This is a genomic window from Microbispora sp. NPDC004025 (genome assembly GCF_053604425.1).
Map to the genome: position 1 here is coordinate 39,623 of NZ_JBSGHN010000021.1, position 24,873 is coordinate 64,495.

The 24,873-nt window shown below is 72.0% G+C and carries 23 protein-coding genes and 1 tRNA gene; 14 read left to right on the top strand and 10 right to left on the bottom strand.

The annotated features are described in order from the left end of the window. Window positions 1-54 precede the first annotated feature (54 nt). Window positions 55-129: transfer RNA gene (locus tag ACWEQG_RS35625), tRNA-Arg, on the bottom strand. Window positions 130-277: 148 nt separating this feature from the next. Between ACWEQG_RS35625 and ACWEQG_RS35630 the strand changes: the two genes are divergently transcribed. Both ACWEQG_RS35630 and ACWEQG_RS35635 read left to right on the top strand, forming a co-directional pair. Next, on the top strand, window positions 278-646 hold the full coding sequence (locus ACWEQG_RS35630) for a response regulator transcription factor (RefSeq protein WP_169983076.1): 369 nt from the start codon (window positions 278-280) through the stop codon (window positions 644-646). Window positions 647-719: 73 nt separating this feature from the next. Beyond that, a complete protein-coding gene (locus ACWEQG_RS35635; RefSeq protein WP_452291640.1) occupies window positions 720-1,340 on the top strand; it encodes a LysE family translocator in 621 nt (206 codons plus the stop codon). Here the strand turns inward: ACWEQG_RS35635 and ACWEQG_RS35640 are convergent, their stop codons facing one another. Beyond that, window positions 1,341-2,048, bottom strand: a complete 708-nt coding sequence (locus ACWEQG_RS35640) for an alpha/beta fold hydrolase (RefSeq protein WP_452291642.1) — start codon at window positions 2,046-2,048, stop codon at window positions 1,341-1,343. A gap of 81 nt (window positions 2,049-2,129) precedes the next feature. On the opposite strand from ACWEQG_RS35640, the gene ACWEQG_RS35645 reads away from it, so the two are divergent. Together ACWEQG_RS35645 and ACWEQG_RS35650 are read left to right on the top strand one after the other, a co-directional pair. Continuing rightward, complete coding sequence (locus ACWEQG_RS35645) at window positions 2,130-2,723, top strand: TetR/AcrR family transcriptional regulator (protein WP_452291644.1); 594 nt, start codon at window positions 2,130-2,132, stop codon at window positions 2,721-2,723. Between the two features lie 254 nt (window positions 2,724-2,977). Next, window positions 2,978-3,556, top strand: a complete 579-nt coding sequence (locus ACWEQG_RS35650) for a DUF5666 domain-containing protein (RefSeq protein WP_452291646.1) — start codon at window positions 2,978-2,980, stop codon at window positions 3,554-3,556. Between the two features lie 52 nt (window positions 3,557-3,608). Here ACWEQG_RS35650 and ACWEQG_RS35655 read toward each other — a convergent pair whose 3' ends face one another. Next, window positions 3,609-4,997 carry a glycoside hydrolase family 16 protein gene (locus tag ACWEQG_RS35655; protein ID WP_452291647.1) on the bottom strand — a complete coding sequence of 463 codons (1,389 nt, stop codon included), beginning with the start codon at window positions 4,995-4,997 and terminating at the stop codon, window positions 3,609-3,611. A 376-nt stretch (window positions 4,998-5,373) separates the two neighbouring features. Next, on the bottom strand, window positions 5,374-5,886 hold the full coding sequence (locus ACWEQG_RS35660; RefSeq protein WP_452291649.1) for an anthrone oxygenase family protein: 513 nt from the start codon (window positions 5,884-5,886) through the stop codon (window positions 5,374-5,376). 76 nt (window positions 5,887-5,962) lie between these two features. Between ACWEQG_RS35660 and ACWEQG_RS35665 the strand changes: the two genes are divergently transcribed. Further along, on the top strand, window positions 5,963-6,910 hold the full coding sequence (locus tag ACWEQG_RS35665) for a cupin domain-containing protein (RefSeq protein ID WP_452291651.1): 948 nt from the start codon (window positions 5,963-5,965) through the stop codon (window positions 6,908-6,910). Between the two features lie 72 nt (window positions 6,911-6,982). Here ACWEQG_RS35665 and ACWEQG_RS35670 read toward each other — a convergent pair whose 3' ends face one another. Next, window positions 6,983-9,739, bottom strand: coding sequence for a glycosyl hydrolase (locus tag ACWEQG_RS35670; protein ID WP_452291653.1), 2,757 nt, complete (start codon window positions 9,737-9,739; stop codon window positions 6,983-6,985). Window positions 9,740-10,150: 411 nt separating this feature from the next. Here ACWEQG_RS35670 and ACWEQG_RS35675 point away from each other — a divergent pair, with 411 nt between their 5' ends. The 5 genes from ACWEQG_RS35675 to ACWEQG_RS35695 all read left to right on the top strand — a co-directional run bounded on the left by ACWEQG_RS35675 (window position 10,151) and on the right by ACWEQG_RS35695 (window position 15,795). After that, on the top strand, window positions 10,151-11,452 hold the full coding sequence (locus ACWEQG_RS35675; RefSeq protein ID WP_452291655.1) for an extracellular solute-binding protein: 1,302 nt from the start codon (window positions 10,151-10,153) through the stop codon (window positions 11,450-11,452). Window positions 11,453-11,533: 81 nt separating this feature from the next. Further along, window positions 11,534-12,556, top strand: coding sequence for a carbohydrate ABC transporter permease (locus ACWEQG_RS35680; protein ID WP_452291657.1), 1,023 nt, complete (start codon window positions 11,534-11,536; stop codon window positions 12,554-12,556). Continuing rightward, window positions 12,549-13,373: a carbohydrate ABC transporter permease gene (locus ACWEQG_RS35685; RefSeq protein ID WP_452291659.1), complete on the top strand. Its 825-nt coding sequence runs from the start codon at window positions 12,549-12,551 to the stop codon at window positions 13,371-13,373. Before ACWEQG_RS35680 ends, ACWEQG_RS35685 begins: the two co-directional genes overlap by 8 nt. After that, window positions 13,370-14,761, top strand: a complete 1,392-nt coding sequence (locus tag ACWEQG_RS35690) for a GH1 family beta-glucosidase (protein ID WP_452291661.1) — start codon at window positions 13,370-13,372, stop codon at window positions 14,759-14,761. The genes ACWEQG_RS35685 and ACWEQG_RS35690 overlap by 4 nt, the downstream gene beginning before the upstream one ends. A 38-nt stretch (window positions 14,762-14,799) precedes the next feature. Further along, window positions 14,800-15,795, top strand: a complete 996-nt coding sequence (locus ACWEQG_RS35695; RefSeq protein WP_452291663.1) for a LacI family DNA-binding transcriptional regulator — start codon at window positions 14,800-14,802, stop codon at window positions 15,793-15,795. 27 nt (window positions 15,796-15,822) lie between these two features. Here the strand turns inward: ACWEQG_RS35695 and ACWEQG_RS35700 are convergent, their stop codons facing one another. Continuing rightward, entirely contained in the window at window positions 15,823-16,161 is a 339-nt protein-coding gene (locus ACWEQG_RS35700) for a rhodanese-like domain-containing protein (RefSeq protein ID WP_452291665.1), read from the bottom strand. Window positions 16,162-16,257: 96 nt separating this feature from the next. On the opposite strand from ACWEQG_RS35700, the gene ACWEQG_RS35705 reads away from it, so the two are divergent. Then, a complete protein-coding gene (locus tag ACWEQG_RS35705) occupies window positions 16,258-16,851 on the top strand; it encodes a TetR/AcrR family transcriptional regulator (protein WP_452291667.1) in 594 nt (197 codons plus the stop codon). A gap of 78 nt (window positions 16,852-16,929) precedes the next feature. Here ACWEQG_RS35705 and ACWEQG_RS35710 read toward each other — a convergent pair whose 3' ends face one another. The 3 genes from ACWEQG_RS35710 to ACWEQG_RS35720 are packed head-to-tail and all read right to left on the bottom strand — an operon-like array spanning window position 16,930 to window position 19,865. Next, on the bottom strand, window positions 16,930-18,126 hold the full coding sequence (locus ACWEQG_RS35710; RefSeq protein ID WP_452291669.1) for a hypothetical protein: 1,197 nt from the start codon (window positions 18,124-18,126) through the stop codon (window positions 16,930-16,932). 2 nt (window positions 18,127-18,128) lie between these two features. Further along, on the bottom strand, window positions 18,129-18,515 hold the full coding sequence (locus ACWEQG_RS35715) for a Rid family detoxifying hydrolase (protein WP_363466310.1): 387 nt from the start codon (window positions 18,513-18,515) through the stop codon (window positions 18,129-18,131). A gap of 18 nt (window positions 18,516-18,533) precedes the next feature. Beyond that, window positions 18,534-19,865 (bottom strand): alanine racemase, encoded by a 1,332-nt coding sequence (locus ACWEQG_RS35720; protein WP_452291671.1) that lies wholly within the window; start codon window positions 19,863-19,865, stop codon window positions 18,534-18,536. 187 nt (window positions 19,866-20,052) lie between these two features. On the opposite strand from ACWEQG_RS35720, the gene ACWEQG_RS35725 reads away from it, so the two are divergent. Beyond that, window positions 20,053-20,694, top strand: a complete 642-nt coding sequence (locus ACWEQG_RS35725) for a hypothetical protein (RefSeq protein ID WP_452291673.1) — start codon at window positions 20,053-20,055, stop codon at window positions 20,692-20,694. Between the two features lie 301 nt (window positions 20,695-20,995). Continuing rightward, on the top strand, window positions 20,996-21,868 hold the full coding sequence (locus tag ACWEQG_RS35730) for an alpha/beta fold hydrolase (RefSeq protein ID WP_452291675.1): 873 nt from the start codon (window positions 20,996-20,998) through the stop codon (window positions 21,866-21,868). 137 nt (window positions 21,869-22,005) lie between these two features. On the opposite strand, the gene ACWEQG_RS35735 is transcribed toward ACWEQG_RS35730, so the two are convergent. After that, window positions 22,006-23,508, bottom strand: coding sequence for a nitrilase-related carbon-nitrogen hydrolase (locus tag ACWEQG_RS35735; RefSeq protein ID WP_452291677.1), 1,503 nt, complete (start codon window positions 23,506-23,508; stop codon window positions 22,006-22,008). A 229-nt stretch (window positions 23,509-23,737) separates the two neighbouring features. On the opposite strand from ACWEQG_RS35735, the gene ACWEQG_RS35740 reads away from it, so the two are divergent. Continuing rightward, entirely contained in the window at window positions 23,738-24,871 is a 1,134-nt protein-coding gene (locus ACWEQG_RS35740) for a sensor histidine kinase (protein WP_452291679.1), read from the top strand. Window positions 24,872-24,873: the final 2 nt, after the last annotated feature.

Sequence of the window (24,873 nt, forward strand, 5' to 3'; positions counted from 1 at the left end):
AGTCGTATGACATGAAAAAGGCCAGATCACACGATGTGCGATCTGGCCTTGATCTGGTGCCCCCTGCAGGATTCGAACCTGCGCACCCGGCTCCGGAGGCCGGTGCTCTATCCCCTGAGCTAAGGGGGCTCAACCGCTGATAAGGCTACCAGCACTTGAAGGCCGTTCGTCACATCAATACGGCCGCCCGGGAGTGTGCGCCCGTAGATCAGCGAAAACCGCGCGCCCACCCCGTCTCATTGCTAGCTTTGCCGCCGTGAGCGAGCTTCTGGGACGCGTGCTGGTCGTGGATGACGACGAGGTCATCCGGCAGCTCATAGCGGTGAACCTGACCCTGGAGGGGTTCGAGGTCGAGACCGCCTACGACGGGCAGGACTGCTTGGACCGCGTTCACGACGTGGATCCCGATGTGATCACGCTCGACGTGATGATGCCGCGTCTGGACGGTTGGGAGACGGCCAGGCGGTTGCGGGAGGACCCGAGCACCCGGCACATCAAGGTCATGCTGATCACGGCCCGGGCCCAGGAGGACGACCGCAGGCGGGGATACGACATCGGTGTCGACGCCTATCTCACCAAGCCGTTCGACCCGGCCGAGCTGATTCAGATCGTACGGGACCTCGCCAAGGGCCCCGGCTCGCTCTGAGCGGATTGGTCCACGCACACGGCGGCCGATTGGCCCGGGAACGCGGGACGGAACGCTTCTAGCCTCGGCAAGCGTGATCGATACTTCGACGTTCCTGGTTTTCACGGCGACCTCGGCCGCTCTGGTGGCCGTGCCGGGGCCCAACCATCTCTACATCGCCGCACGGGGAGTCACCCAGGGCCGCCGCGCCGGGGTCGCCTCGGCCCTGGGCGTGGAGACGGGCACGCTGGTGCACATCGCCGCCGCGGCGGCCGGGCTGTCCTATCTGCTCGCGCGGTCCGCGGCGCTGTTCGCCGCAGTGAAGTGGGCCGGCGTCGCCTATCTGGTCTATCTCGGCGTCCGCGCCATGACCGGCCGGGGCACCGGCGGCGACGAGCCGAGGCCGCAGCCGCTGCGCCGGGTCTTCCTCGAAGGCGTCGTGGTCAACGTGCTGAATCCCAAGACCGTGCTGTTCTTCCTGGCGTTCCTGCCCCAGTTCGTGGATCCCTCGGGCGACGTGCCGGGGCAGGTCCTGCTTCTCGGCCTGGTGATCGCCGTCATCGGGCTGGCCTCCGACCTCGCGTACGCGCTCACCGCCGGGTCACTCGGGAGGCGGCTGCGCGCGAGCACGCTCAGGTACGCCTCGGGGCTGGTCTACCTGGCGCTCGCCCTCGTCGCCGCGCTCGGCGGAGCCGGACGTACGGCGCGGGGGTGATCAGGCCGGGCAGCCGGAGACCGTCTCGGCGGCGGCGTCGACGAAGCGGGCGAGCCAGGCGGGGTCGGCGAGCACGGTCAGATGACCCCGGCCCGGCACGTGCGTGAGGCTGCCGTTGGCGCAGGCCCGCAGGAACGCCTGCTCGTCGACCCGGAACGGGTCGCGGGCGCCGTTCACCAGCCAGACCCGCCCGGGATAGGCCGCCAGGGAGGCGAGAGGGTCCTCCGCGGTGACCGCCGCGATGACGGGCGCCACGACCTCGCTGCTCAGTCCGCCTTCGATCATGGCCTCGCCGGCGGCGCCCGGCAGCATCCGGCGCAGCGCGAAACGGCTGACCCTGTCGGCCCGCTCCGGGGTGCGGGAGGCCAGGCGCCCCAGGAACCGGTAGGCGTGCGCGATGGGCTGGTCCGGGCGCGTCGTGCACCCCATCGCCACCAGGCCCGCGACGAGGCCGGGATGCCGTGCGGCGGCGGCGATGCCGACGTAACCGCCGAGGGACAACCCCACGACGAGCGCCCGGCCGCCCAGGCCGGTGATCGCCTCCGCCACGACGTCGCAGGCCGCCTCCGTGTCGTACGGCCAGCCGCGTCGGCGACCGTGACCGGGCAGGTCGGGCGCTGCGGACGGGGCCCGCAGCAGCGCCCGGACCGGGGTCCACATCGTGCCGCTCACGCGTATGCCGTGGACGAAGACCACCGGCAGGCTCATGACAGTCCTCCTTAAAACAACGCACCGTTGCGTTGCACTTGTCCAGTAAAACACAACGGCGCGTTGCAGTAGGCTCCCGGCATGGCCCCACGCAAGAAGGACGACATCCTGAACGCCACGCTGCTGCTCCTGGCGGAGAAGGGGTACGAAGGCCTCACCATCGAGGGCGTGGCCGAACGGTCGGGGGTCAACAAGACGACGATCTACCGGTGGTGGCCGTCCAAGGCCGCCCTGCTCGGCACGGCGCTGGTGGAGGCGCGGGCGCTCGACTTCGACGTGCCCGACACCGGCAGCCTCCGTGGCGACCTCCACGCGCTGCTGGACGACCTGGCGCGGCTGGTCACCACTCCCCCAGCGGCGGACATCGCCGTCGCGGCGCTCGGGGCCGCCGCCAACAACCCCGAACTGGCGGCGGCGGCCAAGGGCTTCTTCGCCGACCGGTTCGCCCGGGAGCGCCCGATCTTCGAGCGGGCCCGGGAACGCGGCGAGATCGGCGATGACGCCGACCCGATGACGATCATGGATCTGCTCGCCGGCGCGGTCTGGCTGCGGGTGGTATTCCGGCAATTGCCTCTGGACGATGGCTTTACCGCGCGGGCGGTGAGCGCCGTACTCGATGGGGTAGGGCGGCCAGGGGATCCGAAGGCAGGCCGACCGGCGCTCACCGGCGGCTGACCAGGCGGATCGGGCGGATCGGGCGGATCGATCGGGCGGCCTGGGCGGGCACGCCCGTGGCGGCCCGACGGGCTCGCCGGCGCCGCGCGCTCCACGCGCGGCCGCGTGCGCCCGGCCCATCTTTCCCGCGGACGTTCCAGGACCCGCCGCGGTCACGTCCGCTCACGTCATTCGCGCACATCCCAGCCGCGCCGGCCACGTCAGGCCGCACCGCGTCATGCCGTGCCCCGGCGCGGAGTGGAGGGAGCACACCGATGACCACTTCCAGCAAGCCGCCGAAACCTCACGGCAAGCGGCCCCGGCTCCTTCTCGGAGTCGCCGCGGCGCTCACCGTCGCCACCGGCGCCGGCCTCGCCGCGGCCGGCGCTCCCGGTCAGGACCAGCCGCGGTACGCCCAGGCGACCCAGATGCGGCCGGGCCCGGAGCAGTTCGGCATGACCGACCTCGCCCTGCTCCAGCTCGGACCGGCCGGGGCACAGGCACAGCCCAGCCCGTCCGGCGACTACCAGACCTTCACCAGCCAGACGGGCGCCGTGGACTCGCTGCAGGGCAGCACCCTCACGGTGAACGGCCGCGCCTACACGGTCGACGAGTCGACCAGGATCGTCGCCGACTACAAGGGCCTGCAGGGCATCCGGCAGGGCGACCAGGTCTGGGTCGTGGGCACGACCGGGAACAACCCGAAGGCGATCATCGTCGCGGACGCGAGCCGGCCGGCGCTGCCGGGCCACGGCGGCGGTGGGGCGCCCCCGACGGGGGCCCCGCAGACCCCGACCGCGCCCGCGACACCCAGCGAGACGGCGTCGCCGGAGACCGTCACACCCACCGAATGACGTCACTCGTGGTCCACGGGCGGGGACCACCGCGGCCCCCGCCCGGGCGAGCTCACGACGTGGCGAACGTGAACCAGTTGAGGTTGACGAAGTCGGCCGGCTGGCCGCTGCTGAAGGTGAGGTAGACGGTGTGGGTGCCGGTCGTCGGCGCGATGTTGGCCGGGATTGTCGTCCACGTCTGCCAGCCACCGGTGTTGCCGACGGCGAAGTCGCCGATGGGAGTGGCCGTCGGGCTGTCGAGCCGCACCTGTACGAGGCCGCTCACGCCGGCCGCCGCACCGGAGGCGACCCTGGCCTTGAACTGGCGCGCCGCCGTCGAGCCGAAGTTGACGCCGTCATAGCGCAGCCAGTCGCCGTTGGAGATGTAGGCGACGTTCTGGCCGCCGCCGGTGTCCTGGGTCGTCTCCGTCTGCGTGCCGCTCTGCGCCTGGTGGTTCTCCGCCTGGATGGTGGAACGGGCGTCCACGCCACCCGGCGGGGGCGAGCTCGGCGGCGGGCTGCTGGTGGCTCCGCTCTGCCACACGGCCACGTAGTCGACCACCATGGGCCGTCCGGACACGGTGGAAGAGGTCGGTGTGGAGAACCCGGCGACGCCGTTGGGGAAGCCGCCGCCCATGGCGACGTTGAGCAGGATGAAGTAACCGGCGTGGGAGGTCATGTTCGACCAGGTCGTGGCGTCGAGCTGGCTCTGGCTGATGCTGTGGAACTGCTGGCCGTCCACGTACCAGCGGAGCTGGTTGGGGGTGACGCTGCGGTCCCACTCGAAGCGGTAGGTGTGGAAGGCCGACTGGCAGGTCGAGCCCGGGCAGGCCCGGCTCGCGCCGATGCCGTTGGTCTCTCCGCACGCCCCGCCGGGGTTCACGCCGCAGTGCAGCACGCCCCAGACCGAGTTGATGCCGTTGACGTTCTCCATGATGTCGAACTCGCCGATGGCGGGCCAGTTCTGGTAGTTGCCGCGGTACGGCGAGCCCAGCGCCCAGAAGGCCGGCCAGTAGCCGAGGGCGGCGTCGCCGGTGACGTTCGGCATCTGGATGCGGCCCTCGATGCGCAGGATCCGCCCGGCCGCGGGCTTGAAGTCCGTACGACGGGTCTCGATGCGGGCGGAGGTCCAGTTCTGACCGCTGCCGATGGGGGTGATGCGCAGGTTGCCGGAGCCGTCCAGACTGACGTTGGCGGGGTTGGCCGTGTAGTTCTGGATCTCGCCGGTGCCCCAGTTCGAGGGGCCTCCGGGGTAGGAGTGGCCGGTGTCGATGATCCAGTTGGTGGACGACGGGAGCGATCCGGCCGCGCCGGTGAAGTCGTCCGACCAGACCAGCGACCAGCCGGACGGCGTCCCCGGGACGGACGCGTCGGCGGGCCGTACGGCGAGGGCCATGACCGCGGTGGCCGCGGCGAGCAACGCCAGCATCGAGCGCCGCCATGGGGAGTGGAGCACACGCATGAGTACCTCTCTCCTCGGTCCGGTCGTCGCGGCGGGGGGATGGGGGGTGCGGGCGGCCTCACGGAGTGGAGACGGCAGACGCCTGCCGGAAGGCCGGACGGCGGCGTCCGGAGGGGGCCGTGAGAGCCCGCGCACCGCGACCGCGGACCACTTGAGCGCCACTGTCCCCTCTGGGTCTCACTGGCGTCAAGAGGGTCTGTGAAATTCGAGAGAGCGTTCTCTCGACCACATCCCCAGTGAGTGGCCCCAACGGAGAGCGCTCTCCTCCACACAGCCCGTCGCCGTCTCCCGTCGCGGACATGCGGGTGCCCGCCCTCAGGGACCTGGGCACCGGAACTCGTGGGGGTTACGTCAGGATCGGGACGCTGGGGCCCGGTCAGGAGCCCCGGCCCCAGCGGTAGGCGCCGTACCCCATCAGCAGCAGGCTCACCCCGCCGGCCACGGCCCGCCAGGTGTTCCAGGCGGTCCACCGGGACGAGTAGTCCGACCAGAGCCGCGCGGCGGTCTCGGTCAGGTCGCCGTGGGCCGCCGCGGCGGCCAGGGCGTCGTTCATCGGCACGTTCACCGCGGCCGTCGTCAGGATCACGCCGACCGCGTAGACCGCGGCCGCGGCGAAGAACGGCCAGGCCGCGCCGGAGTGAGGGGTGGCCAGCAGGAAGGCGCCCGCCCCGGCGGCGGCGACCGGGGCGAGGACGAACGCCGCGAGGAACACCGGGTTCTGGATCTTGACGTTGATCGCGTTCATCGCGTCGATAGCCGAGGAGGCCGGCATCGCGTTCAGTCCCGGCATGACGCCCACCGAGAACCCGAAGAACGTGCCCGCCATCCCGGCGGTCATCAGCGTGGACAGGGCGGCGGAGGCGGCGGCGAGGAGGTACATCATGGTCATCAGTGAACCGGCCGGCCGCTCCGGGCGACATCGTCGAGGATCTCGGCCGCATATCCGGGCGTCTACGATTCCCGGCATGGACGCGCTGGCCGATCTCCTGGACGGGCCCCGGGCGCGCGGGGCGTTCCTGCTGCGGGCGACACTCAGCCCGCCCTGGTCCGTGCGGATCCAGGACGAGGCGCCGCTGTGCCTGGTCGCGATGGTGCGCGACCAGGCGTGGATCACCCCGGACGGCGACCCGGCCGTACGGGTGGGGCCCGGCGACGTGGCGGTCGTGCGCGGGCCCGGCCACTACATGGTCGCCGACGACCCCGCGACCGCGCCGCAGGTCGTGATCCACCCCGGGCAGGTCTGCACCACGCCGGACGGCCGCGGCATGTCGGCCGAGATGGACCTGGGCACGCGCAACTGGGGCAACGACCCGGACGGCTCGGCCGTGATGCTCATCGGCACCTACCAGATGCGCGGCGCGGTCACCCATCGGCTGCTGGCGGCGCTGCCGGCACTGCTGGTGCTGCGCGGCGACTCCTGGGACGGCTCCCTGGTCACGCTGCTCGGCCGCGAGATCGTCAAGGACGAGCCGGGTCAGGAGGTGGTGCTCGACCGCCTGCTCGACCTGCTGCTGATCGCCGTGCTGCGGACCTGGTTCTCCCGCCCCGACGCGCAGGCCCCGGGCTGGTACCGCGCGCACGGCGACCCGGTGGTGGGGCCGGCGCTGCGGATGCTGCACGCCGATCCGGCCCGTCCCTGGACGGTCGCCGAGCTGGCGGGCCGGGCGGGGGTCTCCCGCGCCGCGCTGGCGCAGCGGTTCGGGAGGCTCGTCGGCGAGCCGCCGATGGCCTACCTGACCGGGCTGCGGCTGGCGCAGGCGGCCGACCTGCTGCGTGAGACGGACGCGACGCTGGAGACGGTGGCCCGCCGGGTGGGATACGGCACCGCCTTCGCGCTGAGCTCGGCCTTCAAGCGGGAACACGGCGTGAGCCCCCAGCGGTACCGCGAGAGCCTGGGACGCGCGACCGGCTGAAAGCCGCCGTCGGGGCGGCACGCCGTTCCCGGCGTGCCACCCGCCGCGGTCGTCGTCCGTCAGGACCGTTCATCAGGATGTGGCGAACGTGAACCAGTTGAGGTTGACGAAGTCGGCCGGCTGGCCGCTGCTGAAGGTGATGTAGACGGTGTGCCTGCCGGTGACGCCCGTGATGTTCGCGGGGATCGTCGTCCAGCTCTGCCAGCCGCCGGTGTTGCCGAGGGCGAAGTCGCCGATCGGGGTCGCCGTCGGGCTGTCGAGCCGCACCTGTACGAGCCCGCTCACGCCGCCCGCCGCACCGGAGGCGACCCTGGCCCTGAACTGCCGCGCCGCCGTCGGCCCGAAGTCGACGTCGTCGTAGCGCAGCCAGTCGCCGTTGCCGATGTAGGCGACGTTCTGCCCGCCGCCGGCGTCCTGCGTCGTCTCCACCTGCGTGCCGCTCTGCGCCTGGTACGCCTCGGCCTGGATGGTCGAGCGGGCGTCCACCCCGCCCGGAGCGGGCGACGGGGATCCCGAAGGGGAAGGCGACGGAGACGGCGAGGGCGAGGGCGAGGGTGACGGGGAGGGCGAGGTGGACCCGCCCGCGCTGGTCGCCGTGGACCGGGCCGGCACGGTCAGGGTCCTGCCGTCCGAGAACCTCACGACCCTGGCCGACGTGCCGAAGTTGTGCGCGACGTACGTCCGGGTGGAGGCGCTCGCGAAGACGGCGGCGGTCGGGCTGTCGGCCGTCACGCCGGGGTCGACCGTGCCCATCCTGGCCAGGTTGTAGATCCAGTGGTAGGTGTGCGCCAGCGACTCCCCCGACTCGGGCGCCAGCGTCGTGTATCCGGCGTCCCACGCGCTCTTCGCCGCGGCCGGGTCGGCCAGCGCCCGGAACTGCCAGACGACGTCCTTCCACTCGACGGCCGGGCCGCCGTTGTTCGCCTCCATCTCGGACAGGTTCTGCCTCACGTCGGCCTGGTAGAGCCCGTGGTAGAGCGACCCGCCGGTGACCGGCAGCATGTTGATCCCGTGGATCTCCTCGGGGTTGGCCGTCCACCAGGTCGAGTACGCCGCGCCGGAGCCCCAGACCATGCCGGCCGTGTCGTGCCCGAACCCGGCCGGGAAGACCGCGTCGTCCTTGTCGAACCAGTACTGCGCGATCGCCGACGACTGGGTCGTGTAGAGGTAGACGCCGAGGTCGCGCAGGGCGGTGTCCCCCGTCGCCGCGCCGAGGAGTATCGCCCCGGTCGCGAAGTTCATCGCCTCCGACGACGACTCCTCGTTGTTGCCCGCCGCGAACCCCTGGTGTCCCGACGCCCAGCCGTTGCCGGCGTACGGGTCGAAGTTGCGCAGGAACGGGAACCGGGTCTCCGACCTGTCCCCGTTGTTGGCGTCGGCGGCCAGGAGCTTGGCCATCGGCGCCCAGCTCGCCGCCCAGGACGAGTCGTACCTCGCCACGGTCGCGGCGGCCATCAGGTAGTAGCCGTAGTGGAAGTGGTGGTCGTTGACCTCGGTGTCGCTGCCGTACGAGGCCGGGTAGCCGGTGAGCACGCCCCAGGTGGCGTCGTAGCGGAACTGCTCGGCTCCTCCGGCCGTGAACCAGCTCTCCAGCTCGCCCTTCAGCAGGCCGAGCAGCTTGTCGCGTGAAGCGGTGTCGCCGAGCTGGTCGGCGATCGGCACGAGCTGGGCCAGCCGGCCGAGGGCCTTGCCGGTCCAGTAGGTGTCGGTCGCGCCCTTCCACGGGTCGGCCGCGTTCGCCTCCTGCCTGACGTAGCTCCCGAGCCTGGTCCTGTCGTACGCGCCGAGGTCGGGCAGCGACGGCAGCACCCCGTGGAACGTCTGGACGGTGCTGAACGACGTGCCCTCGCGCAGCTTCATCGTGCCGCGCGGCGAGACGTAGGCGTACGACGTCAGCGGGCTGCTCGTGGCCAGCCACTGGTGGCGGTAGAGCGCCAGCAGCGTGCCGGTCTGCGTGCCCTCCTTGGCCGAGGTGGTCGCGGTGTAGGTGGTGGTGAGCCGCGCCGACGCCTCGTCGTACGACCAGGTGACCCTCGTGCCGGTGACGAAGCTGAAGGCGTACTTCGCGAACAGGTCGAGGGTCGAGGCGGACGCGTCGGGCAGCACGGCGACCGAGAAGTAGTTCTTCCCGCCGAGCGCGTCGGTCGCCACCGTGCCGCTGAGGCTCCAGTCGGTGCCCGACGGCCCGAAGATCCCGTAGTGATGGCCGTTCACGGTGACGCCGAGGACGTTGCCCCGGTCGGCCCAGACCGTGGGCGTGGCCACGAACGCGACCCGGGCGTCGCCGCCGCTCGGCGTCGCGTAGACATATGGCAGGCCGTGCCCGATGGTCGCCTTCAGCGAGCGCGCGCCGTCCGACCAGTACGGCGTGACGGTCCAGTCGGACCAGTCGTCCACCTTGGTGTCGGGCGAGTTCAGGCCGGTCACGCCCAGCGTGAGGTCGCGGGCGTGCGGGAACTCGTACTGCCGGCCGTCGGAGCTGATCAGCGGCGTGGTGGGGTAGCCGACCTCGAGGCCGCCGGCCGCCGCGTGGAAGGTCAGCGGGTGACCGTACATGTTCTCGGAGTACGGGTTCCCCGCGTACCGCTGGAAGGCGAGCGACGACCACCAGTCGTTGGTGGGCACCTTGCGGGTCACGTTCGAGGTGACCTTGGGCGTGACCGGAGCGCCGGCGGAGTTGGCGGGACCGCTTGCTCCGGCGGGCAGGTCGGTGGTGTAGCCGCCCGCGCCGACCGGGACCGTGGCGGCGCCTGCGGGCAGGGCGGGCAGGGACAGGGTGAGGGCGGTCAGGACGGCGAGTCCGAGGGTCCTGACGGGACGAAGTGGCATATGCGACCTCCGCTGGGGGGTCAACGACTGCGGGAGGCGGAACTCCTGCCGGCCCGTGATCCGGCAGTATCGCTGGAAGCGCTCTCAGCGCCGCTGACGCTAAGCGGGTTGCAACCCCTTGTCAACGCGGAGAGAAAGTTTCACGGAGATCGAGAAAACGCTCTCTCTTCCTCCTCGGTTCCCGGCCCGGCGATCGATCCGCGCCCCGGCCACCCCTCCCATCGGCCCGTGACAGGACGCCCGCACGCTGCGCGAATGGTCGTGGGAGCGCTCTCACCAGCGCATTCGTCGGTCGGAGATAACGGGAATCGTTACTGATCCAGCCCTTGACGACCTCACAGCCGACTCCCACTCTTGTGCGAGAGCGCTCTCTTCAAGATCGATTTCATATACGGGACCCAAGGAGGGTTCATGGGCACTCCCCACCCGGGCCGCCGGGCCGTCCGGTTCGTCGCCCCCATGCTCGCCGCCACCCTGCTCACGCTCACGGCGTGCGGCGGAGGCGGATCCGGCACCGGGACCGGCGGCGGCCAGTCCACCGAGAAGGTCAAACTCAGCGTCGGCCTCTTCGGCGACTTCGGCTTCAAGCCGCTGTACGAGGAGTTCAAGAAGACGCACCCGAACGTCGAGATCGAGGAGCGCCAGGCGGCGTTCGCCGACCACCACACGAACCTCGCCGCGCACCTGGCCACCGGGGCGGGCGCCGCGGACGTCGAGGCGATCGAGGTGGGCTACATCAGCCAGTTCACCTCGCAGCCCGACAAGTTCACCGACCTCAAGCAGTACGGCCTCGACAAGCGCCAGGGCGAGTACCTCGACTGGAAGTGGCAGCAGGGCCTGGCCCCGGGCGGCGCACTCCTCGGCCTCGGCACCGACGTCGGCGGCCTGGCCATGTGCTACCGGACCGACCTGTTCGAGAAGGCCGGCCTGCCGAGCAAGCGCGACGAGGTGTCGGCCCTGTGGCCCACCTGGGAGCAGTACATCGAGACCGGCAGGAAGTTCGCCGCCAAGGCGCCCAAGGACGCCAAGTTCTTCGACAGCCCCGGCGAGATCTTCCGCGCCATCATCGCCCAGGCCCCGGTCGGCGTGTACGACGCGCAGGACAACATCGTCGTCGCCACCAACCCCGACGTGAAGAAGGCATGGGACCTGTCGATCCAGATGATCGACGCCGACCTGTCCGCCAAGATCGGGGCCTTCACCCCCGAGTGGAACACCGGCTTCGCCAAGGGCTCGTTCGCGACCGTGATCTGCCCCGCGTGGATGACCGCCTACATCCAGGACCAGGCCAAGGACTCGGCCGGCAAGTGGGACATCGCCACCGTCCCCGGCGGCGCGGGCAACTCCGGCGGCTCCCACCTCACGGTGCCCAAGCAGAGCAAGCACCCCAAGGAGGCCGCCGAGCTGATCGAGTTCCTGACCTCGGCGCAGAACCAGGCCGCGGTGTTCAAGGCGATCGGCAACTTCCCGTCGATCCCCTCGCTGTACGACCAGCCCGACATCCAGAACTTCACCAAGGACTTCTTCAACGACGCCCCCGTCGGCAAGATCTACTCCGACGCCGCGAAGAACCTCAAGCCGCAGCACCTCGGCCCCCGCGAGGGCGACGTGCGCACGGCCATCGGCAACGGCATCGGCCGGGTCGAGCAGGGCAAGCAGTCGCCCGACGAGGCGTGGGCCCAGGTCCTCAAGGACCTGGAGGCGATCAAGTAGTCCGTCGCCGGCAGGGCCCCCGGCGACCGCGCTCGGGGGCCCTGTTCAGTCCGTGTCTTCCCTCCCCGAGGAGGATCTTCCATGGCAACACCCCCGGGCGGGTCCGTGCGGACCGTGGCGCCCTCCCCCGGCGGCCCTCCGGCCGCCTCGCATACTCCCGCACCCGCGAAGACGGCGTCGGGCTGGCGCTCCCGGCTGCACCGGCTGGACCGGCAGGCCTCGCCGTACGCGTACGTCGCGCCGTTCTTCCTGCTCTTCGCCGCCTTCGGCATCTTCCCGCTCATCTACACGGCCTGGGTGTCGCTGCACGACTGGAACCTGCTGAGCAGCGACAACCCGTTCATCGGCCTGGACAACTACACCGCGTTGTTCGCCGACGGCTACTTCTGGAACGCGGCGTTCAACACGCTGTCGATCGGCGTCCTGTCGGCGGTGCCGCAGCTGCTGCTCGCGCTCGTGCTCGCGCACCTGCTGAACCGGCCGCTGCGGGCGCAGACGCTGTTCCGCATCACGCTCCTGCTGCCCAACGTGACCAGCGTGGTGGCCGTGGTGGTCATCTTCAGCCAGCTGTTCGGACGCGACTTCGGCCTGATCAACATGGTGCTCGACTGGCTCGGGTTCGGCCGGATCAACTGGCAGGCCGGCGTGGCCAGCTCGCACGTCGCCATCGCCGTCATGATCATGTGGCGGTGGGCCGGCTACAACGCGCTCATCTACCTCGCCGCCATGCAGGCCGTGCCCAAGGAGATCTACGAGGCGGCCACCCTCGACGGCGCGTCCAGCTTCCGGCAGCTGTGGGGCATCACGCTCCCGATGATCCGGCCGACCGTCATCTTCACGGTCATCGTCACCACGATCGGGTCGATGCAGATCATCGCCGAGCCCTTGCTGTTCGGCGCGCAGGTCAGCAACGGCGCGGCGGCCACCGGCGGCACCGACCGCCAGTTCCAGACCCTCGCCCTCTACCTGTACGAGAAGGGTTTCCGCAGCTTCGAGTTCGGCTACGCCTCGGCGGCGGCGTGGATGATGTTCCTCCTCGTGGTGGTGGTCGTGGGATTCAACTATCTCGTCGTCCGGCGCATGCGGGGAGGCCTCGATGTCTAGAGCGCTACGCGGGCATCCGCTCACCTATCTCACCCTCGTCGCGGTGGCGTTCTTCTCGGCGTTCCCGGTCTACTGGAGTGTGATCGTCTCCTCGCACGACAACGCGGCGCTGGCCGAGGTGCCGCCGCCGCTGCTGCCCGGCGGCAACTTCTTCGCCAACGTGCAGCGGGTCTTCGACACCGCGCCGTTCGCGCTGGCGCTGCTCAACTCGTTCGTGGTCGCGGGGACGATCACGGTGTCGGTGATGTTCTTCTCCACGCTGGCCGGCTTCGCGTTCGCCAAGCTGCGCTTCCGCGGGCGCAACGCGCTCCTGCTGATGACCGTCGTGACGATGATGGTCCCCACGCAGCTCGGCATCATCCCGCTCTACATGCTGATGATCAAGCTGGAGTGGACCGGCACGATGTACGCCGTGATCGTCCCGGCGCTGGTCAACGCGTTCGGCGTGTTCTTCATGACGCAGTACCTGAGCCGCGCGCTGCCCACCGAGCTGCTGGAGGCCGGCCGGATCGACGGGTGCAGCACGGCCCGGCTGTTCTGGCACGTCGTGCTCCCGGCCGCACGGCCGGCGGCGGCGGTGCTCGGAATGCTCACGTTCATGACGGCCTGGAATGATTACTTCTGGCCTTTGGTCGTCCTCACCCCCGACAATCCAACCGTGCAGGTCGCGCTGTCGCAGCTCGCCAGCGGCTACGTGCGGGACTTCACGCTCGGCCTCACGGGCACGGCGGTCGCGACCCTGCCGCTGGTGCTCATCTTCGTCCTGCTCGGCAAACAGATCATCGGAGGAATCATGCAGGGAGCTGTAAAGGGATGACCGCGACGACCATGGCTGCTCGGGGGACCGGATCGTCCGAGTTGGTCTTCCCTGACGGCTTCGTCTGGGGCGCCGCCACGGCGTCCTACCAGATCGAGGGCGCCGCCGCCGAGGACGGCAGGGGTCCGTCGATCTGGGACACGTTCTCGAAGGTCCCGGGCAACGTGGCCGACGGCCACACCGGCGACGTCGCCTGCGACCACTACCACCGGTACGCCGACGACGTCCGGCTCATGACCGGCCTGGGCCTGGCGGCCTACCGGTTCTCGGTGGCCTGGCCCCGGATCCTGCCCACCGGGGCGGGGCGGGTCAACGCCGCCGGCCTCGGCTTCTACGACCGCCTGGTGGACGAGCTGCTCGCCCACGGCATCACGCCCTACCCCACGCTCTACCACTGGGACCTGCCGCAGGCGCTGGAGGACGCCGGCGGCTGGGCCGTACGGGACACGGCTCAGCGCTTCGCCGACTACGCCGCCGTCGTGCACGAGCGGCTCGGCGACCGCGTCCGCACGTGGACCACGCTGAACGAGCCGTGGGTGGCCGCCTTCCTCGGCTACTGCTCCGGCGTCCACGCCCCGGGCAGGCGCGACCCGGCGGCCGCGTTCCGCGCGGCCCACCACCTGCTGCTCGGCCACGGGCTGGCGGCGCAGTCCCTGCGCGCCGCCGGGGCCGCCGAGATCGCGCTCACCCTCAACCTCGCGCCGATCATCCAGACGGACGACGGCCGGGAGGAGGCCGCCCGGGTGGACGCGCTGATGAACCGGCAGTTCCTCGACCCGGCGCTGCGGGGGCGCTACCCGGAGGAGGTGCTGGAGATCGCCGCACGCCACGGCGGCCTCGGCCACATCGGCGACGGCGACCTGGACGTCATCCACCAGCCGATCGACCTGCTCGGCATCAACTACTACAACCCGTCCTTCGTGTCGGCCCGGCCGGGCGAGCCGGCCAACCCCGCCTTCCCCGGCACCGAGGGCGTCCGGTTCGAGCCGCCGACCGGCCCGACGACCGCGATGGACTGGCCCATCGAGCCGTCCGGCCTGGAGACTCTGCTCGTACGGCTGTCGCGCGACTATCCCGAGGTCGGGCTGCTCGTCACGGAGAACGGCGCGGCCTTCGACGACCGGCCCGAGGGCGATCGGGTGCACGACGACGACCGGATCGGCTACCTCGACGGGCACCTGCGGGCGGCGCACGCCGCGATAACCGCGGGAGCGGACCTGAGGGGTTATCTCGTATGGTCTCTCCTGGACAACTTCGAGTGGGCCTACGGCTACCACAAGAGGTTCGGCATCGTGTACGTCGACTTCGAGACCCAGCGACGCGTTCCCAAGGACAGCGCGCTGTGGTATCGAGACGTCATCGCACGCAACGGGCTGGGGAGTGCCTGACGAACGTTTGATCGTCAGGCGCCACAAAGGGGGAATGGATGAAGCGACCCACTCTGGAGGCGGTGGCGGCGCGGGCGGGGGTGTCCCGCGCCACCGTCTCCCGGGTCGTCAACGGGCAGATGACGGTGACGCCGCAGATCCGGGATGCCGTGATGCGCGCCGTGGACGAGCTGGGATACGTGCCCAACTCGGCGGCGCGCAGCCTCGTCACCCAGCGGACCGACTCGATCGCGCTGGTCGTGTCGGAGCCGCCGACCAGGGTCTTCTCCGAGGACCCGATGTTCTCCACCGTCATCCGCTCGGCCAGTCTGGAACTCGAGGCCGCCGACCGTCAGGTCGTGCTCATGCTCGGCGGCTCGGCCCAGAGCCACGCGAGGATCGAGCGCTACATCGCCAGCGGCCACGTCGACGGGGTAATGCTGATCTCGATGCACGGCGCCGACCCGCTGCCCGCCGCCATCGCGCGGATGGGCGTCCCCGCCGTCTCGTACGGCAGGCCGGCGGTGCCGGTGCCCCTGCCGTACGTGGACAACGACAACGTGGGCGGCGCGGTGAAGGCGGTGCGCCACCTGCTGGACAGCGGACGGCGGCGCATCGCCACGATCGCCGGGCCGCAGGACATGATCGGCGGCCAGGACCGGCTCACGGGCTACCGCGACGCGCTGCGCGAGTCCGACCGGCGGTCGATCGTCGCCGTCGGCGACTTCACCCGGGAGTCCGGCGCCGTCGCGATGCGCCACCTGCTGCAGGACGACCCGAACCTGGACGCCGTCTTCGTCGCCAACGACCTCATGGCCATCGGGGCGCTGCAGACCCTGCGTCAGGCGGGCCGCCGGGTGCCCGACGACGTGGCGGTCGTCGGGTTCGACGACATCGAGGCGGCCCGCTACACCGAGCCCCCGCTGACCACGATCAGGCACCCGATCATCGAGCAGGCCGCCGCGATGGTCCGGCTGCTGCTGGGACTGTTCCAGGGCGGCCCGGCGGCCCCCGTGATCCTCCCGACCGAACTCGTCGTCCGGGACTCCGCCTGAGCGATCCCGGTGGTCAGGACGCCGTGGTCAGGACGCCGTGGTCAGCGACTCGACCGGCAGCCCGGCCTCGACCCAGTCCTGGATGCCCTCCCGGTACTTGCGCACGTCGGTGTACCCGAGCGCGGTCAGCCGGTTGGCCACGGCCTGGCTGTTGGAGCAGGCCGGGTTCGAGCAGTAGGTGACGATCGGGGCGTTCTTGTCCGGCAGCAGTTCCGCGGCCCGCTCGGCGACCTCGGACTCCGTCAGCGGGATCGCGCCCGGCAGGTGCTGCCGGGCGTAGTAGTCGCCGCCGAGCGCGTCGACGACGGTGACGGCGCCCGCGTCGATCGCGGCCTTGAGCTCGTCCCTGCTGATGAGAGCGGTCATTGCGTCCTCCAAGTAACTGGACTACAGTCCGTTTGTGTGAACAGCTCGAAAATTACCGGACCGCAGTCCGGTTCGTCAAGAGACCTCACCTCACTGATGGCGGACCCGCCCCGCGAGCGCGCGGACGCGGCCCGCAACCGGCGACGGGTGCTGGAGGCGGCGGCGAAGCTGTTCCGCGAGCACGGAGTCGAAGCGGTCTCGATGGACGCGGTGGCGGCGGAGGCCGGGGTGGGCAAGGGCACGCTGTTCCGCCGGTTCGGGGACAAGTCGGGACTCGTGGCGGCCCTGCTCGACGACAAGGAACGGGAACTGCAGGAACGCATCCTGTCCGGGCCGCCGCCGCTGGGGCCCGGCGCCTCTTCCGCCGACCGGGTGCGGGCGTTCGTGGCGGCCTACGCCGGCTATCTCTTCGGGCACCTCGACCTGCTGCGCGTCTCGGAGACCGCGAGCCCGGGCGCCCGCTATCGGATCGGCGCCTACCGTTTCTGGCACCGCCACCTGGCGATCCTGCTGGCCGAGGCGCGACCGGACGCGGACGCCGACTACCTCGCCCACGCGCTGCTCGCCCCGCTCGCGGCCGAGCACGTCACCGCCGTGCTGCGGGAGTGCGACGCCGCCCGGGTCGCGGCCGGGCTGGCCGTCCTCGCGGACGCCCTGGTCACACCCCCGTCGGCGACCTCGGGCCGGTGACCCGCACGGCGCGGCACGGCGGCATGCCGGACGCGCCGCGCCTGGGACGGGGTTCGGCGGTCGCCCGGTGACATCGAGTCAGGCGAGCGCCTCGGTGATGCGGCCGAGCGCGTCGAAGGGCGCCAGGCCGTACGCGGAGAAGTCGACGGCCCCGGCCCCCGCCGTACGGGCGGCGCGGACCTTGGCGGCCAGCCGGTCGGCGGAGTCGGTGTCCGGGGCGCCGGGGCGCAGCACGACCCTCAGCTCGGGGTTCTTGCCCACGGACCGGCGGTAGGCCGCGACGTCGTCGGCCACCCGGGCGGGGTCCCTGGCGTACCCGAGGACCGCGAACGACGGGACCAGGTCGCCGAGCGCCACCAGGTCGATCCCGAGCTGCCAGGAGTCGTGCGCGGCCAGACCGGCCGAGGGCAGCCCGTGCGTCTGGCCCTTGACCGCGCCCGTCGCGTCCGTGAACGTCAGCCGCGCACCCTCGGCCCGCACGGCCGCCGCGACCTCGCCGACCAGCGACGTGACGCTCTCGGAGCGGGCCCGCGCGTACGCCACCGCCTCCGGCCCGGCGTAGGCCGTCAGCGCTGCCCGCGTGACCTCGCCCTCCGCGGGAGGATCGCCGTCGAGCACGCCTGCGACGATCCTGGCGCACTCCTGCCTGGCCACCTCGGCGTTCACCCCGAGGTCGGCGGCCCGGCGCACGCAGTGGGCGCAGAAGCACAGGCCGAACAGGAAGGCGTCCATCGGACCGAGCGCCACGGAGCACCGATCGCAGGTGAAGGGCCCGAAGTGCAGCGACTCCGCGACGACCGTGTCCACCCCCTGCCGCGCGACGGCCCGGGCCAGCGCCACCGCGTACGCCCGCACGTCGGGGTGCGAGGGGCACAGGTCGGCCGGGGAGCCGTGGTCGCCGAAGCAGTTCTCCACGGTCACGTCCGGGCAGGCCAGGCCGATCGTGGCGTTGCGCAGGAACACCGTCCAGCCGTGCAGCCGCATCCCCCGCTCGGCGCAGGCGCGGCGCAGCTCGTCGAGGGGCCGGTCCTCCGCGCCCGGTTGCACGGGCGGGGCCAGGCGCAGCCCGCCGAACAGGTCGTCCGGCGGCGGGAAGTGGACGCCGTCGCGGCGCAGCGTCAGCCGCGAGGCGCCGTGCGGGGTCACGTCCCTCGCCTGGTGGTAGGCCGCGGCCACCGCGACGCCTCGCACGCCGTACGCCGAGGCCCGGTCGAGCAGCCCGCGCACGCCCTCCGCGCGCAGGTCCTCGACGAAGACGTACAGGGCGCTGTCCATCGTCAGCGGCCCGTGTACGCCACGAAGTCGATCTCGACGAGGATGTCCAGGAGATCGGAGCCCACGGTGGTGCGCACCGGGTAGGGCCGGGTGAAGTAGGTCTGGTAGACCTCGTTGAACGCGGCGAAGTCCTCCTTCAGGTTCTGCAGGTGGACCGTCGCCTTCACCACGTCGTCGAACGTCAGGCCGTGGGCCTCCAGCACGGCCCCCAGGTTGCGCATGGTCCGGTGCGTCTGGGCCGCCACGTCGTCGCCCACGACCTCGCCGGTCGCGGGGTCGAGCGGCCCCATGCCCGAGGTGTAGAGGAAGTCGCCGGCCACCACGCCCTGCGAGTACGGCCCGATCGGCGGGGCGCCCTCGGCCGTACGGATCTCCTGCTTGCCAGCCATTGTCACCGCTCCGGAAGATCAGAAATACGTATTGATCAAATCAATCACGACGTCGTCGTCGTCCACCACGGGGATGACGCGCCACTTGTCGAAGGCCGTGCACGGATGGGAGAGCCCGAACGACACCAGGTCTCCCGGGCGCAGCCCGGCTTCGCCGCTGAGATAGGCGTGCTGGTCCCACAGCTTGACGACCGTCACCCCGGTGAGCGGCTCGGCCGGTTCCTCTCCCCCGCCGCGCCGCACGGCCTTCGGGGACGGCAGGTGCAGGTCGTACGGCACGTCCCGCTTGCCCATGCCGACCAGCACGAGGCCGGGCTCCGGCACGGACAGGACCTGGGCCCAGACCTCCAGCGCCGGCCGCAGTTCGCCCGTCACCCGGTTGTAGGGCGTGGTCTCGCGGTAGAAGCCGTCGTCGTGCGCGATGTAGGCGCCGCTGCGCAGCACCACGGTCGCGCCGAGCTCCGCGGTCAGCGGCGCGAGCTCCTCGGCCACCAGGTCGAACCACGAGCTTCCCCCGGCGGAGACCACCAGGGGACCGGCCACCCGCGGCGCCAGTGCCCGCGCCGCGCGCGCCAGGTCGCGCAGGTACGCCCGGACCTCGTCGGCCGTCCGCAGGGTGCCCTCGTATCCGGCGACCCCGGCCAGTTCGGTCCCCCGGGCCTCGCACAACGCCCCGGCCACCTCGAGCAGCTCGTCCTGACCACGGCAGCCGGTCCTGCCGCCCGGGTGGCCCAGCTCGACGAGCACCCGGAACGGCACCTCGCCGGCCGTCTCGTCGAGCACGCGCACACCCTCGATGGAGTCGGCGTAGCAGAGGAAGTCGAAACGGCCGATCTCACCGGCCAGCAGGCGCAGGGCGCCCCGGTCGAGGATCTCGTTGGCCAGCAGCACCCGGGGGACGCCGAAGGAGCGGTGGACGAGCACCTGGCTCGCCGTCGCAGCGGTGACCCCCCAGGCCCCGGCGTCGAGCTGGGCCCGGACGAGCTGGGGCGACATCGTGGTCTTGGCGTGCGGCGCGAAGGCGAGCCCGTGCCGGTCGGCGAAGGCGGCGAGCGTCGCGATGTTGTGGTCGAGGGCCGAACGCCTCGCCACCATGACCGGCCAGGTGAACGAGCCGTCGAACAGGGAGTGCCGGGCCGCGGCGAACTCCCGTCCGCCGATGGGTTCGCCCGGCCACAGGAAACCGCGCGTGCGCGCGTCGACGACGATCTCCGCGAGCCCTTGCGGCCGCGCCGCGTCCTGCTCGGAGTGCTCGAAGGAGTGCTCCGGAGGGTGCTCGATGGAGTGTTGCGGGGCGCGCCCGAGGGAGTCTTGCGGGGCGCGCTCCCGGGGGCCGTCCGCGAAACTCACGCCGCCCCCTCGCTGTCCCGGTTCAGACCACCTCGTGGATCGTACTGGACCGCGCCCGCGGTGGCGGACTCCGCGCCTTCGGGAGCAGCGGCGCGCGAGCGGGAACGGGCCGGATTGTCGTAGGGGATCACTACAGTGCGGTCCGGCAGTGCGCACGAGTTCCGCGACGATCACGGATGGGACCGAGATGAGCGAGGATCCACGACTCGCACGAGCCGGCGCTCTCTATGAGCAGGCGGTCTTCGGCGGCGACGCCTCGGGTCTGCCCGAGGCGGAACGGGGGTTGGACGAGGTGGAGGCCGACCTCGCCCTGGCCCGCGGCCGGCTCGCCCACGCGCGGTTCCTGGAGGACCGCGAGGAGGACCCCCGCGAGCTCGAGCTGTTCGAGCGGGCCGCCGACCTCTACCGGCGGCTCGGCGACATTCGCGGCGAGGGCGAGGCGCTCTTCTGGGTCGGCTGTTTCCACCAGGTCGTGCGGCACGACGACGAGGCGGCCGGGGCTGCGTTGCGGCGGTCGCACGAGTTCGCGGCGGCGGCCGGCGACACGCTGACGATGTCCTACGCGCTCAGGCATCTGGGCATCGCCGAGCACGGGGCCGGGCGGCTGGAGGCGGCGCGGGAACGGCTGGAGGAGTCGGTGCGGCTGCGCCGGGAGCTCGGTTTCCTGCCGGGTGTCGCGGCCAACCTGGTCGGGCTGGCTTACATCGCCGCCGCGGAGGGCCGCCGGGACCACGCCCTGCGGCTGCTCGACGAGGCGGCCGGTCTCGCGGAGACGAGCGGGGCCCGGGGCATCGCCCGGCACGTGGAGCAGGCGCGCAGAACGCTGTGACCACGTACCTGTGCGTACCTGCGACCACGGCCTGCTGACCGCGGGCCGGCCGGACGGTCCGGCGGCCGGCGGGTCGCGCCGCGCCTCAGGGGTCGGGCGCCGGGCGATCCCGCGAGTCGCCGTCGTTCGATGGCATGTTCGAGATAAGGTGTGGTGGCCGTCACAGGGGAGTCCGGCCGGGCCCCTCCCCTGCGCCGGCGGGCTTCACGTGGCCGCGGGCGACCATACGAGCGGGCCACGCAGGCGGAACAAGCAGACAGACCGTGTAGGCAGATCACCTGTGTCGAGGAGGAACCACCCCATGACCGAGCCCAAGACCCACACCCTCGAGGTGCCCGGCTGCGTTCTGCACTACGACGTGCGCGAGGCCGAGGAGACCACGGAGCCGGTTCTGCTGCTGATCGGATCGCCGATGGACGCCACCGGATTCGCCGCCCTGGCGCGGCGCTTCCCGGACCGTACGGTGGTGACCTACGACCCGCGCGGCAGCGGGCGGAGCACGCGGACCGACGGCACCGGGGAGTCGACGCCCGAGCTGCACGCCGACGACCTGCACCGGCTGATCGACGCGGTCGGAGGCGGGCCGGTGGACATCTTCGCCAGCAGCGGAGGCGCGGTCAACGGGCTCGCGCTGGTGGCCCGGCACCCGGAACAGGTGCGCACGCTCGTGGCGCACGAGCCCCCGACCGTCCAGGTGCTGCCGGACCGGGAGCAGGCGCTGGCCGCCGTGGCCGACATCCGGCGGACGTACGACCAGGAGGGTTTCGGCCCGGCGATGGTGAAGTTCTTCGCGATCGTGGGCCACCAGGGCGAGATCCCGGCGGACTTCGCCGACCAGCCCCGGCCGAATCCGGCCGAGTTCGGGCTGCCGGCGCAGGACGACGGTTCGCGGGACGACGTGATGTTCGCGCAGAACCTGATCACCTGCACGCACTACGAGCCCGATTTCGAGGCGCTGCGTGCGGCCCCGACCCGCGTCGTCCTCGGCGTCGGGGTCGAGTCGGAGGGGCAGCTGGCCAGCCGCGCGGGCACGGTGATCGCCGAGCGGCTCGGCGGCAAGCCCGTCATCTTCCCGAGCAATCACGGCGGGTTCCTCGACGACACGTACGGCACGCCTGGCGACCCGGACAACTTCGCCGTCACGCTGCGCCAGGTTCTCGCCGAGCAGGCGTAGGCGGCTGGGGGCGCAGGTCGCGGCCGGTCGCGGCCCGGGCGCACGGCCGTACGGCGCCGATGTGCGCCTCAGCCGCGCCCACCGCATCCACCGCCTGCACCGCGCAACCGCCTGCACCGGGCCGCGGGCGCTGCCGCCTAGCGCGGCAGCGAGGGCTCCGGCGCGGCGGCGTGTGCGACCGGCACACGCCGCGCGCCTGCCGCATCCCGGGTGCGGGCCAGGGACGCGAGTGCGAGCACCAGCAGGAGCGCGCAGGCCCAGGCGAACCAGTCGCCGAACCTCGTGTAGGGCGTGTCGGCCGAGCGGGTGGGCAGCGCGGTGAGGACGGACACGACCGGCCCGTCCGCGCTGTGCGCCTCGGTCCTGATCCGCCCGTAGGCGTCGCTCACGACCAGATCGCCGTTCCGCCCCGCGCGCGCCACGGTGAGCCCGGTCTCGACGCCCCGGGTGACCGCCATCCTCCCGTGCAGCCAGCGGTCCCGATCGAAGTCCCAGGCGGGCACGAAGAGCGTCGTGGCGCCGCGTGCGCGGTAGTCGCGCACCAGGCCGGGCAGGTCCAGGTCGAAACAGATCGCGATCGCCCAGCGGGAGCCCGAACCGGGCACGAAGGCCGCACGGTTCCCGGGCCGGAAGTCGTCTTCGAGTCCGGGGATGAGGTGGCGCTTGAAGTACTCGACCGGCCGGCTCCCGTCGGCGGGGAAGTCGACCACGGCGTTGCGGAGGCTACCGGCCCGCTTGAGGACGAGCCCGGCGATGATGTCGACGTGGTGCTCGGCGGCGAGCCGCGCCAGCGGCCCCGCCAGGACGGGCAGCGTCGCGTCGTCGGCGACGAAGACCTTCTCCGGCATGACCACGACCCGCGCGCCGTGTGCGGCGAGGTCCGGGATCCGCGCCGTGTACCGCCCGAGGAGGGCACGTCCCTCCGCGGATTCGACCGGGACCCAGCCGTCCCGGTCGACGGCGAGCAGCGCCACCTTCTCCGGGCCCTCACCGTACGGCGCGCTCAGCCGCCAGGCGCCGTACCCCGCCGTCAGAGCCAGGACGATCGCGGCGGTGACGGCCACCCGCAGCCGCCCGGCCGCTCCCGGTGCCGCGGGAAGCGGCGCGAAGAGCACGGCGGCGGCCGCGGGCACCCCGAGGACCAGGAAGGTGACGCCCCACGGTCCGGTGACCGAGGCGGTCTGCAGGACCGGAAGGACGTCGGCCTGGGTGTAGGCCAAGCTCCACCATGCCCCGTTCGGTGACAGCACCGAGACCGCGTACTCGACGCCGGCCCAGGCCGCCGGCACGACGGCGGCGGCCGTCAGCGGACGTCCCCTCAGCATCAGCGCCCGTGACAACAGGACGACCAGCCCGAACAGCAGCGCCGACCCGGCGAGCATCGACACGACCATCGGCGGCGGGATCCCCACCGTGTCGAGGAAGTAGCCCCACATCGCCGTCTCACCTCCGAGCCACGCGGCCGACGCCGCGAGGAACGCGACGCGAGCGCCGACGCGGTGGGCGAGGACGAGCACCGGCAGCGGTGCGAGCCAGGTGAGCCAGGGCACCGGAGTGAGCCCGGTGCCGAGATGGAACAGCGTCGCCGACAGCGCCGTGGCGGCGAGCGCCACGGCCGGACGCCGAATCGGTGAGTTCATCGTGCAGCCTCCTTGTCCAGTCGCCCCGACCCTCCGGGTGTCCGGCCCGCACGCACATCACCGGCGCGAGTGATCCGGGTGCCCGTCGCAGGGACCGGGACCGCTCGGCGAGCCTGACACCGGCCTCACTCGAAGGAGTGAGAGGGCACTCAGCCGAGCGATCGAGGCGACGGCGGATGCCGCGCGCATAGTCTTGCCGCGTTTCCTCCAGCAACCCCCGGAGCCGGTCATGCGGGCGAGCATCCTCACTCCGTCGAAGGCCGACGTCGCGATCGCCGCCGTCGTCACCGTGATGACGGTGACGCCCGCCCTCGTCCCGTACCGGCAGCCGTGGTGGGCCCTGGCGCTCGCCGTCCTCATGTCGGTGCCCGTGCTGTGGCGGCGCCGCGCCATCCTCCCCGTCGGGGCGGTCGTCGGCTGCGCCACGACGATCCTGGCGATCGCGGCGAAGTCGCTGCCGCACTCCGCGACCCTGGTGCTGCTGCTGCCATACGGCGTGCTCGTGTGCACCTACACGTTCGCGGCGGCGGATCTCTCCCGGGCGCGGCGCGCCGGGGGCATCGCGGCTCTCGCCGCCGGGGTGGCCGCGTCACTCGTCGTCCCGCACGAGAATCTGGAGACCTACCGTTACCTCCTCACCGCGATCGTCGCCGCGTACGCCCTCGGTGTGGGCGCACGGGCCCGGCGGGCCGCCCGGAACGCCGAGCGGGAGCGCGAAGCCCGCATCCGGGAGGAACGCGCCGCCGCGGTCGCACGCGAACGCACCCGGATCGCCCGCGACATGCACGACATCGTGACCCACTCGGTCGGCCTCATGGTGATCCAGGCGGAGACCGGCCCGCTGGTGGCGCGCGATCACCCTGAGAAGGCCGAGGCGGTCTTCGAGGCGATCGCGGAGGCCGGGCGGGACGCGATCGGCCAGCTCCGCCTGATCCTCGGGGCGCTGCGCGGGAGCGAGGCACCCGGCGGCCCGGGGCCGGCCCGGGGGCCGCAGCCCGGGCTCGACGCCCTGCCCGGCCTGCTGGACAACGCCCGCCGGGCGGGCCTGGACGTCTCCGCCGACGTGCGTGGCGAGCCACGGCGCCTGCCCTCCGATGTGGACATCGCCGCGTACCGGATCATCCAGGAGGCGTTGACCAACACCATTCGGCATGCTGGAGCGAGCGCCGTCCGCGTACGGCTCCGCTGGTCCGGTGACGCCCTGGACGTCGAGGTCGCCGACGACGGCCGGGGCGCGCGGGAGCTACGGGAAGGACACGGCATGATCGGGATGCGGGAGCGGGTCACGGCGTGCGGCGGCCGGCTGGCCGTCCGGCCGGGGAACCCGGGTCTCACCGTCACCGCGACCCTGCCGATCGGCTGACG